The 13,504-nt window shown below is 58.2% G+C and carries 11 protein-coding genes; 3 read left to right on the top strand and 8 right to left on the bottom strand.

The features are described 5' to 3' along the window. Positions 1–138: 138 nt before the first annotated feature. Complete coding sequence (locus tag C1N69_RS09290) at positions 139–1,062, top strand: LysR family transcriptional regulator (protein WP_032672463.1); 924 nt, start codon at positions 139–141, stop codon at positions 1,060–1,062. Here the strand turns inward: C1N69_RS09290 and C1N69_RS09295 are convergent. From C1N69_RS09295 to ppsR, 8 genes are all read right to left on the bottom strand, one after another. Beyond that, a complete protein-coding gene (locus C1N69_RS09295) occupies positions 1,029–1,808 on the bottom strand; it encodes a heme ABC transporter ATP-binding protein (protein ID WP_155031038.1) in 780 nt (259 codons plus the stop codon). The genes C1N69_RS09290 and C1N69_RS09295 overlap by 34 nt on opposite strands. Further along, a complete protein-coding gene (locus C1N69_RS09300) occupies positions 1,801–2,793 on the bottom strand; it encodes a FecCD family ABC transporter permease (RefSeq protein WP_155031039.1) in 993 nt (330 codons plus the stop codon). Before C1N69_RS09300 ends, C1N69_RS09295 begins: the two co-directional genes overlap by 8 nt. Then, entirely contained in the window at positions 2,793–3,614 is an 822-nt protein-coding gene (locus C1N69_RS09305; RefSeq protein ID WP_155031040.1) for a heme/hemin ABC transporter substrate-binding protein, read from the bottom strand. The genes C1N69_RS09300 and C1N69_RS09305 overlap by 1 nt, the downstream gene beginning before the upstream one ends. Then, on the bottom strand, positions 3,611–4,639 hold the full coding sequence (locus tag C1N69_RS09310; protein WP_155031041.1) for a hemin-degrading factor: 1,029 nt from the start codon (positions 4,637–4,639) through the stop codon (positions 3,611–3,613). The genes C1N69_RS09305 and C1N69_RS09310 overlap by 4 nt, the downstream gene beginning before the upstream one ends. 35 nt (positions 4,640–4,674) lie before the next feature. Further along, positions 4,675–6,657: a TonB-dependent hemoglobin/transferrin/lactoferrin family receptor gene (locus C1N69_RS09315; RefSeq protein WP_155031042.1), complete on the bottom strand. Its 1,983-nt coding sequence runs from the start codon at positions 6,655–6,657 to the stop codon at positions 4,675–4,677. A 76-nt stretch (positions 6,658–6,733) separates the two neighbouring features. Then, positions 6,734–6,916: a hemin uptake protein HemP gene (hemP, locus tag C1N69_RS09320; RefSeq protein ID WP_025757323.1), complete on the bottom strand. Its 183-nt coding sequence runs from the start codon at positions 6,914–6,916 to the stop codon at positions 6,734–6,736. 205 nt (positions 6,917–7,121) lie between these two features. After that, positions 7,122–8,168 (bottom strand): 3-deoxy-7-phosphoheptulonate synthase AroH, encoded by a 1,047-nt coding sequence (aroH, locus tag C1N69_RS09325; RefSeq protein ID WP_025757322.1) that lies wholly within the window; start codon positions 8,166–8,168, stop codon positions 7,122–7,124. Positions 8,169–8,320: 152 nt separating this feature from the next. Next, positions 8,321–9,154 carry a posphoenolpyruvate synthetase regulatory kinase/phosphorylase PpsR gene (gene ppsR / locus C1N69_RS09330; RefSeq protein ID WP_023311315.1) on the bottom strand — a complete coding sequence of 278 codons (834 nt, stop codon included), beginning with the start codon at positions 9,152–9,154 and terminating at the stop codon, positions 8,321–8,323. Positions 9,155–9,489: 335 nt separating this feature from the next. Between ppsR and ppsA the strand changes: the two genes are divergently transcribed. Together ppsA and C1N69_RS09340 are read left to right on the top strand one after the other, a co-directional pair. After that, the gene (gene ppsA / locus C1N69_RS09335; RefSeq protein ID WP_155031043.1) at positions 9,490–11,868 is read left to right on the top strand and encodes a phosphoenolpyruvate synthase; all 2,379 of its coding nucleotides are present in this window, start codon (positions 9,490–9,492) and stop codon (positions 11,866–11,868) included. Positions 11,869–12,101: 233 nt separating this feature from the next. Next, the gene (locus C1N69_RS09340; RefSeq protein ID WP_155031044.1) at positions 12,102–13,502 is read left to right on the top strand and encodes an MFS transporter; all 1,401 of its coding nucleotides are present in this window, start codon (positions 12,102–12,104) and stop codon (positions 13,500–13,502) included. Positions 13,503–13,504: the final 2 nt, after the last annotated feature.

Raw genomic sequence — 13,504 nt, forward strand, 5'->3', positions numbered from 1 at the left:
TCATCCCTCCCGTTAACCGTGCCGGTATCATTAGGGGCGGCGACTCATTTGTTAATTTTGAATTTGTGACCCACTCATTTGGTTTTTTTATTAATTTCCTGTTAACTAAATTTTTTCAATTAGTTAACAGGGTGAAAAATGAGAATGAGTGTCAAACAGTTACGCGCGTTTTTAGCGGTAGCTCACACTCTGAATTTCGCGCACGCCAGCGAACGGCTGAATCTCTCTCAGCCAGCCCTGAGCCTGACGATAAAAGGGCTGGAGGATGCGCTCGGTGGACCGCTTTTACAGCGCAGCACGCGCAAGGTGGCTTTGACGCAGGAAGGGGAGACCTTTTTGCCGATGGCGCGGCAGCTGCTGGCGGACTGGGATAACGTTGAAGAGGCCATGCACCAGTGCTTTACCCTGCAGCGCGGTAAAATCTCGGTCGCGGCCATGCCGTCGTTTGCGGCGAATGTCTTACCCGAGGTGCTAAAAGCGTTTCGCGACCGCCACGCCGGGATCAACGTCACCGTGCATGATGTGATTAACGAGCAGGTGATAGAGATGGTCCGGGAAGGGCGCGTGGAGATGGGGATCGCATTCGAGCCTGCGCCAACGCACAACCTGCTGTTTACCCCGCTGGGCCTCGACCGGTTTATTGCCATTGTGCCGAAAGATTCTGCGCTTGCAGGCAAAAAGCGCCTGACATGGGACGCGCTGCTGACGCTGGATTTCATTACCCTGCAGCGTCCCTCTGCGGTGCGTCTGATGATGGAAGAGGAGCTGGCGCGAAGCGGCAGAAAACTGGAGGTCGCCCTGGAGAGCCATCAACTGGTGACGGTTGGGCGCATGGTCGCGAGCGGGCTGGGCGGCAGTGCCGTACCGGCGCTGTGTGAGACCCAGATGGCCTCATTAGGCGCGGTGTGTATTCCGCTGGACAGCCCGCCCATTGAAAAGTGTATCGGGGTGATCCATCCCGGGCACACGCAGCTTTCTAAAGCAGCGCATGCCCTGCTGGAAACCCTGAAAGATTTTTATCAGCCGGGTCAGGGGGCGAGAAACACCTGTGGCGCGGCGTGAGCCGGATGCCGGCCAACGTGGACCTGCGCACCGTACCACTCTGCCAGCGCATTGGCCTGCAAAACGGTTTCCGGGTTCCCCTGGGAGACGATTTTTCCGCCGTGCAGCAGCAGGATGCGATCCGCCCACAGCGCCGCCAGATTAAGGTCATGCAGCACCACGCACACGTGCAGATGTCCCCGCCGGGTCAGAGATTTCAGCAGGCGCAGCAGATGCTGCTGGTGGTAGAGATCCAGCGCAGACGTGGGTTCATCCAGAAAAAGCCAGCCGCGTGGTGCACCGTCGCACCAGAGCTGAGCCAGCGCGCGGGCGAGCTGGATGCGCTGCTGCTCGCCGCCGGAGAGTGCGGCAAACTGCCTGCCCGCCAGCGGTAAACACCCGGTAACGACCATCACCGCTTCAACTACCGAGGCTTCAGGCGTGCGGGTCCAGGGCGCGCGGCCCATGCCGATTACTGCTTCAACCGGCCAGTCAAATCCAATCTGCGTGTTCTGACGCATCACCGCCCGGTAGCGGGAGAGCGTCTCCGGCTGCCAGGCGGCGATCGGCGTGCCCGCCAGGCTGCATTGTCCGCCCGCCGGTTTAAGATAGCCGGTAAGCAGCCGCAATAGCGTGGATTTCCCGGCGCCGTTGGGGCCAATCAACGCCACCATCTCGCCCTGAGATAAGGTCAGCGACACGTCGTTAATCAGCGTCCGTTGCCTGACGCGAAAAACAAGGTTTTCGCCACAATAGCGTTCAGCCATGCGAACCTCCACGACGAAAGATAAGCCACAGGAACCCCGGTGCGCCGAGAAGGCTGGTCAATAAGCCGACCGGCATTTCCGCCGGGGCGACCACGCTGCGCGCCAGCGTATCGGCAACCAGCAATAACAACGCTCCGGCCAGCACCGAACCAGGGAGTACGGCGCGGTGGTCGGCTCCCAGCCACATGCGCACCAGGTGCGGCACCACCAGGCCGACAAAGCCGATAACGCCGCTGACCGCAACGGCGGCAGCCACCAGAAGGGCACTGCACAGCAGCAGGATCCGCTGCACGCTGGCGACGTCCACGCCGAGGTAGTGCGCCTCTTCGTCACCCAGTTGCAGCAAATTAAGGGCGCCTGCCAGACGCCAGATAACCAGCACGGTGGGTATCATCAGCGACGAGACGGCCAGCAGCGTTGACCACTGCGCCTGGCCGAGGCTGCCCATTCCCCAGAGCGAAAGCTGGCGAAGCTGGGCATCATTGCTGAGCCATGACAGCACGCCGACGGCCGCGCCGCACAGGGCGTTGATGGCAATGCCTACCAGCAGCAGGCGCGACAAAGAACCGTCACGTTGTCGGCTGAGGATAAAAATCACCAGGGTGGCGGCCAGCGCACCGAGAAACGCCGCCAGCATCGGGGCATACAGCATCACCAGGGCAGGCAGCGAGAGGGGAAGCACCACCCACAGCGCGACGGCAAGTGCCGCGCCGCTGCTGATGCCGAGCAGGCCCGGGTCTGCCAGCGGGTTGCGAAACAGCCCCTGCATCACGCAGCCCGCCACTGCCAGTGAACCGCCGATCGCCAGCGCCAGCAGCACGCGAGGCAGGCGGATCGTCAGCCAGATCTGACGCAGCGCTTCGTCTGTGCCGTTCCACAGCAGGCTGACCGGCAGGTGTAATGCCCCGACCCCGGTTGCCGCGAGGGTTATGATGGCCAGGATCGCGGTCAGCATCCATAACGATAAGGTGATCCGCCGGGACATCAGGGCAGCTGCTCCGCTTTGCTGCGCAGCTGCTGGATGGCCTCTGGCGTTCGCAGGCTGAAGCCCAGCAGCGCCATATCGTCAATCGCCAGCACCTGCTTGTTTCGTCCTGCCGGGGTTTGCGCCAGGCCGGGCAGCTTCCACAGGTTCGCTTCACCGCCCAGGGCGGTGATTCCGTCCGAGGAAATCACCACCAGATCGGGCCGGCTGGCGATGATACCTTCCTGAGACAGCGGCTGATAGCGGCTGAACCCCTGCATCGCGTTCTGCAGTCCCGCCGCGCGGATAGCGGCATCGGCGGCGGTCTGTTGTCCGGCAGCCATGGCGGTCATCCCGCCGTGGTTGAGAATAAACAGCACCCGCTTGTTGAGCGGCGATGCGGGAAGTGTCGACAGCGCCTGACGCAGCCTGTTGCGCAGGGCTTCCCCCTCGGCCTCGCGGTGCGTTGCTTCCGCCACGATCCGCACCTTTTCATCAATGACGCTCAGGTCGTTACTGGCGGGAATTTCGATCACCCTGACGTGGCTTTGTTCAACCTGCTTTAGCGCCAGAGACGGCTGCGCCTGGGCGCTGGCCAGCACCAGCGTGGGGCGCAGGGATAAGATCCCCTCCGCGTTGAGCTGGCGTAGATAGCCCACGTCAGGCAGCGCATTCGCCGCCTGGGGCCACTGGCTGGTGCTGTCGCGCGCCACCAGCGAAGAAGCCGCACCGAGAGCGTAGACAATCTCGGTGACGTCGCCGCCGAGCGTGACGATTTTCTCCTGCGGGGCAGCAAATGCCAGCAGGGGCAGGGCGCCGATCAGGGCAAGCCACCGTTTCATGCGGCCAGCCCTTTCGCCGTTAAGGCGTCAATCTGGCTGCGCCACCGGCTCTGCTCCGGTTCGCCTTCGGTACGCTGGCCGTACAGCTGGGCGATTTGCGTCCCGTCGGCGGCAAACAGCTCCAGGCTGGTGACATGCCCGTCTGCCGTTGGTTTGCGCGTGACCCACGTTTCCGCAATGGATCCTTCAAGCAGATGCAGGGTAAAGGTTGGGTTAAAGATGTTCAGCCAGCCTTTCATCGGCACCAGCTTTTCCACCGCACCGGTGAAGATCTGCACGCAGCCGCGGTTGCCGACGAAGATCATGATGTCGTTCCCGTCCTGGCGCGCCGCTTCCAGTAGCTGCGCCAGCGCGGCGTTCTCTACCTTGCAGGCCAAATCGTCCCCCACCAGGCGAAACGCCTGCTGGCGGTTGAGATTATGGCGCTTGAGCAGGCTGAAGAACTGATGCACATCGGTCATGGCGCGCCACTCGGCATCCACGAGCGCGGCTTCCGGCTGTTCAGCGTGGGCCGGGCGCTCGGCCACCTTCAACGCCAGCGGGGGATTCTCGGCAAAGATAAAGCGGGTCAGCACGTCTCCCCAGGCGGAAACGTCGGTGTTCGCCGTGGCGTAGACCTTCAGCAGGGCATCGCCCTGGTGGTCGAAGAACTGAATGCTCTGCCGCTCGCCGCGGGCGGTGGCTTCACTGATGTGAAATGCGCTTGCCCACTGGTTGAGGAACAGGCGCAGATCCAGCGCGCGCGGGTTAAGCACCAGCCCGGCGTGTCCGTTCAGGTGCTGGTTGGTGAAGCTCCCTGTCTGTTCATGTACGGCATAGTCGTTACGGCAGATACATTTGGTTTCGCCCACCGCTTCCAGCGCACCCAGGATCTCGCGGATTTCACCGCGCAGTCGCCAGGCGTCGTGACCCACGCGGGCAAAGGCCAGCTCTGCTTCGCTGATGTGCATTAAGCTGGCGATATCGCGCGCGTACTTTTCCGGATTATCTTCTTTGAGCTCAAGCCAGCGTGTGTAGTGATTCATTGTCTTTTCCTTCTGAAGAGTGGCCCCGACGGGAATTACCACTGATAACTTACGAAAATCTTGCCGTTACGGCCGTCCTGCGGAATGCCCTGAGGTGACCAGTACGCTTTGTCAAAGGCGTTGCCCAGCACCAGCGTTGTGGTTACGCCTTTGAGCCGCTCCTGACCTTTGTAGCTCACGTAGAAATCGTTGACCGCATAACCCGGCTGCTGGGTGTAGCTGCTGCTGATATGTGTTGAGCGATCGACAAAGGTGCCAATCCAGCCGACGGAGAAACCATTTTGCGCCACCGGAATGTCCAGCTTGCTGGTCACGGTGTCCGGGTTGATGCTGGAGATGTATTCGCCCGTATCGGTGTCTTTCCCGCGCGTGCGGTTATAGGCCAGGTCAAGGTTAAAGAGGTCGGCCGAGTAGGTTGCCATCATGTCCCAGCCCCAGATTTTGGCGTTCGGGACGTTATAAGACATGGTGGTCGCGGCGGCAAAATCGACGGTGGTGGAGATGTAGTCTTTGGCTTTGGTGTCGAAATAGCTGGCTTTAAACTCCAGCGCATCGTTGGCGAGTAGCAGATCGTCGAAGCGCAGGCCAAAACCAAACTCCTGCGTTTCGTTGGTTTCCGGGCGCAGGTTCGGGTTTGGCACCCAGTAGTTGGTATAGAAGCGTCCGATGGAGAAGTGTTTGGCATCGTTATACATCTCGCCCATGGTAGGCGCACGGAACGCCTGCGCGTAAGAGCCAAACAGCATCAGCCAGTCGGTCGGGCTGATGGTTAACCCGGCGCGGGATGACCATTTATCGGCATCGACATCGTCGTAGCCATCGCTGCTGCCGCGGTAATTGTCATAGCGTGTGCCGCCAAGGAGGGTGACGGGAAGATCGCGAAGGGTAATTTCATCCTGCAACCAGCCAGAGCTGAAATCGATTTTCGCTTCCGGGAAACCGGTGGTGGCCCCGTCCGGGTGCTGCTCCTGACGGTAGTATTCCCCACCGTAGGTCAGCAGATGTGCCGCAAAGGTGTCGCTGAACAGGCGCGTGCGGTTTTCCACTTTGCCGCCTTTGGTGGTCTGTTTGCGAAACTCACCGCTGCTGTCGATATTCTGTGCGTTAATGCGCGCTTCGGACCAGTAAATTTTCGCGTCGGCGTTCAGCCAGTCGTTACCCGCCGGGCCAATGTTATAGCCCAGCTGCGCGTCACGCTGAATGGTGGAGCGATCGGTCATCGGGTTACTGCTGTCCGCCCCGGGGGTTTGCGGGTTTTTCGGCTCCCGGGCAGCGTTGTTGTAGTAGCGCAGGGAGCCGCTCAGGGTCTGGGCCGGGTCGATTTTCCAGCTGCCTTTCGCCAGCATGTTATTGATGGATTCGTCGTTAGGCGCCGTTGCACCGTCGCTCTGGCGAATATCTCCACGATCGCGGCTTGACCAGGACACCAGCCCGTCCAGCGTGTCGGTGCGGCCGTAGGCGCTGGCCCCCATGCCAAGGCTACGATCGCCCGTCGCGCTGGTACCAAACACGCGGTAACCGCTGCTTTTACCCGGCTCCAGCAGATCCTTCGCATCGACGGTGTCATACGAAATCACGCCGCCCAGCGCGCCGCTGCCGTACAGCAGGGCCGACGAACCGCGAACTACTTCGATACGTTTAATCAGCGCCGGGTCGAGGAAGGTGCTGTTCAGGTGTCCGGTATCGGTTCCCTGGCGCACGCCGTCCACCAGCACCAGCACGCCGCGACGGTCATAGCCGCGCAGGTTCACGTCCTGCCCGTTGGTGCGCCCGGTGCCGTCCAGCGTCAGACCGGGGATGTTACGCAGCAGGTCGGCCGCCGAGCTGGCGGTCTGTTTCTCCGGGGCGCTGGCGTCAATCACGCTCACCATCATGGGGGCTTCAAAGGCGCTGCGGGCGTTACCCGTGGCGATCACGGTCATTTCATCTGTGGCGGCAAAAGCGATGCCCGGCAGGGCGCTGACGATCGCCAGCGCCAGAAGTGACGGTCGTAAAGATGCGGAAGGCAGGTGTGGCATAGCAACTCTCCATAAGCATTGAAAAGCGCTGGCTGCCTGGGGTTCACCTGGGTGGCTGGCGGAGTTTTTGTGTTGTTTATTTTGTGAGGATCAGTTTTCCGGCATGGGTCTGGCGCAGAAGGTAGCGCTGGCCGTCATGCTCGATAATGACCCGCCCCTCATCGCCGAGCAGGGTTTTGCTGTCAATCCTGCGCTCGGTAGGGGCTGGCGCTGTGTGTGTTTTTGCTGGCGTTGCCGCGCTGTTATCCGTACGTGACATAATGTTTATAAATAACAATCAATGTAACAATGATAATCATTATCAATAAACTGCAAATTCACAGCAAGCGTTTTTGTGAAAAAAGGGTGAGGGGATCAACTTTGGGGGTGAAGTGCGGTTTGATGCCCTCACCCCTCCCCCCACGGGGAGAGGGAGAAGGGCACTAATCGTAGGCCGGGTAAGCGCAGCGCCACCCGGCAGGATGTTAAAAGCGAGTGTCCACGGCTGCAGCCAGCTTCTCCAGCAGCAGTTCACTGTCTTCCCAGCCCAGGCACGGGTCGGTGATGGACTGCCCGTAAACCATCTGCTGTCCTGCAACGATCTTCTGCGTTCCTTCCTTGATGAAACTTTCGGCCATAATGCCAGCGATAGCGGTTGAACCGCTGCGGATCTGCTGGCAGATCTCATCGCACACATCCAGCTGGCGGCGATGCTGTTTCTGGCAGTTGCCGTGGCTGAAATCTACCACCAGATGTTCCGGCAGGTCGAACTCGGCCAGCGACTCGCAGGCCGCCGCAATATCTTCTGCATGGTAATTGGGCTTCTTGCCGCCGCGCATGATGATATGGCCGTACGGGTTACCGCTGGTCTGGTAAATGGTCATGTGGCCGCTCTTGTCTGGTGACAGGAACATATGGCTGGCACGGGCCGCGCGGATGGCATCCACCGCGATACGGGTGTTGCCATCGGTACCGTTTTTAAAGCCCACCGGACAGGAGAGGGCAGAAGCCATCTCGCGGTGGATTTGGCTCTCGGTGGTGCGCGCGCCAATCGCGCCCCAGCTGATCAGGTCGGCGATAAACTGCCCGGTCACCATATCGAGAAACTCGGTTGCCGTCGGCACGCCCAGCTCGTTGACCTGTAACAGCAGCTTACGCGCCAGCTCAATACCGTGATTCACACGATAGCTGCCGTTCAGGTCAGGGTCGGAAATCAGGCCTTTCCAGCCCACCACGGTGCGCGGTTTTTCAAAGTAGGTTCGCATCACGATCTCAAGGCGATGCTGGTACTTATCCCGCAGCCCCTGCAGCCGTTTGGCATAATCCATCGCCGCATCCAGATCGTGGATGGAGCACGGCCCAATCACCACCAGAAGACGCGGGTCTTCACCATTGAGGATTTTTTCAATGCGTCGACGGGAGGCCGTCACATGTTCCGCAACGGTGGCGGAAACGGGATGCCGCTGTGCCAGTTCAGCCGGCGTAACCAGGCTGTCAATGCGCGCAGTGCGGAGTTCATCGGTTTTATTCATGGAATGTCTCAGAAAATTTTTGCTTCATCGGCAGACTACCGGGAAGTGATGGGCATCACCTTAAACCAATCCCTGCTGATTTCAAGTTCGGGGCGACACCGCCCCGTGGTTGCCGATGATGATACCTGAATCTGAGTTAATGTACTAGCATATTAGTACATGCGGCGGTTAAGCCCCATGATGTCGAGAATTTTGGTAGCTATCTCTTCTACCGAATAGTTGGTGCTGTTCAGCCACGGGATCTGGTTTTTACGGTACAGCGCTTCCACTTCGGAGACTTCCATTCGGCACTGGCGCATCGAGGCGTAGCGGCTATTTTCGCGGCGCTCTTCGCGGATGGCGGCGAGGCGTTCCGGGTTGATGGTCAGGCCAAACAGCTTGTGCTGCAGCGGCTTCAGGGCGGCGGGCAGCACCAGGTTATCCATGTCGTCAGCAATAAACGGGTAGTTGGCGGCGCGAATACCGAACTGCATCGCCAGATAGAGGCTGGTCGGGGTTTTGCCGCAGCGCGACACGCCCAGCAGGATCACCTGCGCCTGGTCGAGATTACGCAGAGAGATACCGTCATCGTGCGCCAGGGTGTAATCAATGGCGGCGATACGGGCATCGTACTTGGTCAGGTTACCGGGATTAAGCCCGTGGGTACGGTGGGCGATGGGCGTCGGGTCGAGCTTCAGTTCGCTTTGCAGCGGGGCCACCAGCGCCTGCACGATATCCTGACAGAAGCCTTCACTCTGCAGAATGATGGAGCGAATCTCGGGGATCACAATCGAGTAAAACACCAGCGGGCGGACGCCGGTCTGCTGATAGATGGCGTCAATCTGGTCTTTCACCGCTTTGGCGCGGCTCTCATTTTCGACAAACGGCAGCGTGATGCTGTTAATCGAAACGGGGAACTGCGACATCACCGCGTGGCCCAGCACCTCGGCGGTGATCGCCGTCCCATCAGAAATATAAAAAACGTGGCGATCGACAGCACTATCCATTTTACCCACCCTGAATATCATACGTAATTGTCTGAAAGCATAAATTAAAAAAGTAATTTATACAGCAAAGAACTTATCCTAATTATGAATGAAACGCTGTTTTTGATTTTCCTGAAAAGTGGATTTCATTTTTCAAATAGCGACTTTATTTTTGGGGTTTCTGGCTGAATATAGAGGAATCATCGGCTTAATCGTTGATGGGAAAGTATCCGAAAAGTTGAAAATTTAAATTGCTTACACGATTCACCGTTTTTTTAGCGGAAATAAATATGCCACTATAAATACGTAGTCAGGCGTTACTTACTCCGATCAAATATCACAAAAGGATTGTTTCGATGTCCAACAATGGCTCGTCACCGCTGGTGCTTTGGTATAACCAACTCGGCATGAATGATGTAGACAGAGTTGGGGGCAAAAATGCCTCCCTGGGTGAAATGATTACAAATCTGTCAGGTATGGGTGTCTCCGTACCGAACGGGTTTGCCACCACCGCCGATGCCTTTAACCTGTTTTTAGACCAGAGCGGTGTTAACCAGCGCATTTACGACCTGCTGGATAAAACGGATATTGATGACGTTACCGAGCTTGCGAAAGCCGGGGCGCAGATCCGCCAGTGGATCATCGACACACCTTTCCAGCCGGAACTGGAAAAAGCCATTCACGACGCGTACAACCAGCTTTCTGCTGATGACGCGCAGGCCTCTTTTGCCGTGCGCTCTTCTGCCACCGCAGAAGATATGCCGGACGCCTCGTTTGCCGGGCAACAGGAAACCTTCCTGAACGTTCAGGGATATGACGCCGTGCTGGTGGCGGTGAAACATGTCTTTGCGTCCCTGTTTAACGACCGTGCCATCTCCTATCGCGTGCATCAGGGCTATGACCACCGTGGCGTCGCGCTTTCCGCTGGCGTTCAGCGCATGGTGCGCTCGGATGTCGGTTCCTCCGGTGTCATGTTCTCCATCGATACCGAATCCGGCTTCGACCAGGTGGTGTTTATCACCTCTGCATGGGGTCTCGGTGAGATGGTGGTCCAGGGGGCGGTTAACCCTGACGAATTCTACGTTCACAAGCCGACGCTGGCCGCTGGCCGCCCGGCGGTGGTGCGCCGCACCATGGGCTCGAAAAAAATCCGCATGATCTATGCCCCGACGCAGGAGCATGGCAAGCAGGTGAAAATTGAAGATGTGCCGCAGGAGCAGCGCGATCGCTTCTCCCTGACCGACGCTGAAGTGCAGGAGCTGGCGAAGCAGGCGGTGCAGATCGAAAAACACTACGGTCGTCCGATGGACATCGAATGGGCGAAAGACGGTAACACCGGCAAGCTGTTTATCGTGCAGGCGCGCCCGGAAACCGTCCGTTCTCGCGGCCAGGTAATGGAGCGTTATACGCTGCACGCGCAGGGCAAAATCGTGGCGGAAGGCCGTGCGATTGGTCACCGTATCGGTGCCGGTCCGGTGAAAGTGATCCACGACATCAGCGAAATGAACCGTATTGAGCCTGGCGACGTGCTGGTAACCGACATGACCGACCCGGACTGGGAACCGATCATGAAGAAAGCCGCGGCTATCGTTACCAACCGCGGTGGCCGTACCTGTCACGCTGCCATCATCGCGCGTGAACTGGGTATTCCTGCGGTTGTCGGCTGCGGTGACGCTACCGAACGCATGAAAGACGGACAGAATGTGACCATCTCCTGTGCCGAAGGCGATACCGGCTACGTGTATGCTGATATCCTCGACTTCAGCGTGAAGAGCTCCAGCGTGGATACCATGCCGGACCTGCCGCTGAAGATCATGATGAACGTCGGTAACCCTGACCGCGCGTTTGACTTCGCCTGCCTGCCGAACGAAGGCGTAGGTCTGGCGCGTCTGGAATTCATCATCAACCGTATGATCGGCGTTCACCCGCGTGCGCTGCTGGAGTTTGACGACCAGGATCCTAAACTGCAGAACGAAATCCGTGAGATGATGAAAGGCTACGACTCGCCGAAAGAGTTCTACGTCGGCCGTCTGACCGAAGGGATCGCCACGCTGGGCGCGGCGTTCTGGCCGAAACGCGTGATTGTGCGCCTGTCTGACTTTAAGTCTAACGAATACGCCAACCTGGTGGGCGGTGAGCGCTACGAGCCGGAAGAAGAAAACCCGATGCTGGGCTTCCGCGGAGCCGGACGCTACGTATCCGACAGCTTCCGCGACTGCTTCGCACTGGAGTGTGAGGCGGTGAAACGCGTGCGCAACGACATGGGGCTGACCAACGTCGAGATCATGATCCCGTTCGTGCGTACCGTGGATCAGGCGAAAGCCGTGGTGGACGAGCTGGCACGTCAGGGGCTGAAGCGCGGCGAGAACGGGCTGAAGATCATCATGATGTGTGAAATTCCGTCCAACGCCCTGCTGGCTGAGCAGTTCCTTGAGCACTTCGACGGCTTCTCTATTGGTTCGAACGACATGACGCAGCTGACGCTGGGTCTGGACCGCGACTCCGGCGTGGTCTCTGAGCTGTTCGATGAGCGTAACGAGGCAGTGAAAGCGCTGCTCTCTATGTCCATCCGCGCGGCGAAGAAGCAGGGTAAATACGTCGGGATTTGTGGTCAGGGCCCATCTGACCATGAAGACTTTGCCGCATGGCTGATGGAAGAGGGGATTGATAGCCTGTCCCTGAACCCGGACACCGTGGTGCAAACCTGGCTGAGCCTGGCGGAACTGAACAAGTAACCGCTAAAAAAGGGATAAAGGCGAGGAGATATCTCCTCGCCTTTTTTATTTCCGCCTGAATATGCTCCCCATCACAAATAAAGTAAAAAACTAAATATCATAATTTGTCTGTTAATTTAGACAATTGTTAGCCCGCAAAGCGTTGCTAATACTTGAGCCTTACTGCGCATTTCCCTGGTGAAGATGCGCAACTGGTTGAAATACGTTTTAACCTGATAAAAAGGCAAATAACAATGACAATCTCCTCTGTATTGCGTACCAAAGATAAAATAGGTTATGGCTTAGGTGATATGGCCAGCGCGCTGGTCTGGCAAACGGCAACGCTATTTCTCGCTTATTTCTATACGGACGTTTTTGGTTTGCCCGCCGCGGTTATGGGCACCATGTTTTTAGTGGTGCGCGTGGTCGATGCGTTTGTCGACCCGTGCATTGGCGCGCTGGTGGATCGCACCCGGACGCGCCACGGTCGTTTCCGACCCTGGCTGCTGTGGTTTGCCATTCCGTTTGGCGTGAGCTGCCTGATTACGTTCTATGTCCCGGATGTTGGGCCAACGGCAAAAATCGTGTATGCCTGCGTGACCTACGCTATTTTAAGCCTGATTTACTCCGCGATTAACGTGCCTTACTGCGCCATGCCGGGCGCGCTGACGCTGGATCCGCGTGAGCGTCACTCCCTGCAATCCTGGCGCTTTGGCCTGTCATTTATCGGCGGGTTGATTGTGACGGTAATTGCCCTGCCGCTGGTCTCCTTGTTAGGCCAGGGCAACGTGCAGAAAGGCTATTTCTATGCCATGAGTCTGATGGGGCTGCTGGGGATTGTACTGTTCTTCTGCTGTTTCATGATGACCCGCGAGCGTTATTCTCCACGCAACGATACCTCCGGATCCATGTTCACCGATTTAAAACTGCTGGCCGGAAACAGCCAGTGGCGTATTGTGTTCCTGTTTAATATTTTACTGTTAACGGCGGTGGTGACGCGGGGTTCCGCCACGATGTATTACGTGAAATATGTGCTGTTGCGTCCGGAGCTGGTTTTTGCCTTTATTGTTTCCGGGATGGTGGCCTCCTTAAGCGGCGCGTTATTATCCGAACGGCTGCTGGGGAAATTTGACCGCGTACGCGCCTATCAGTGGACCATTATTTCCTTCGTCATCTTCGGCGCGCTGATTTTCTTCCTGCCGCCTTCTCAGGTCTGGCTCATCTTTGGCCTCAATATCGTCTTCAGCTTTGTGCAAAACCTCACCACACCGCTGCAGTGGACCATGTTCTCCGATGTGGTGGACTACGAAGAGCACCGCAGCGGCCGCCGCCTGGACGGGCTGGTGTTCTCCACCGCGCTGTTTGCCATCAAATTTGGCCTGGCGCTGGGCGGGGCGGTCGTCGGCTGGGTGCTGGGCATGGTGGATTATGCACCCGGTGAGGCAGCCCAGGCACCGCACGTGCTCTCGACCATTAACGCACTGTTCACCCTTATCCCTTGCGCGCTGTTCCTCTGCATGGTCGCGCTGCTGGCCATCTACAAACTGAACAGCCGGCTGGTGGACTCCATCGCCCGGGATCTGGCCAGCAAACGTGAGGTAAGACCCGAAGCAGGGCAGCTCAGCCCGGCAACCCCTTCCGCACTACAGGAGTAAAA

The organism is Enterobacter sichuanensis (genome assembly GCF_009036245.1).
GTDB classification, from domain to species: domain Bacteria; phylum Pseudomonadota; class Gammaproteobacteria; order Enterobacterales; family Enterobacteriaceae; genus Enterobacter; species Enterobacter sichuanensis.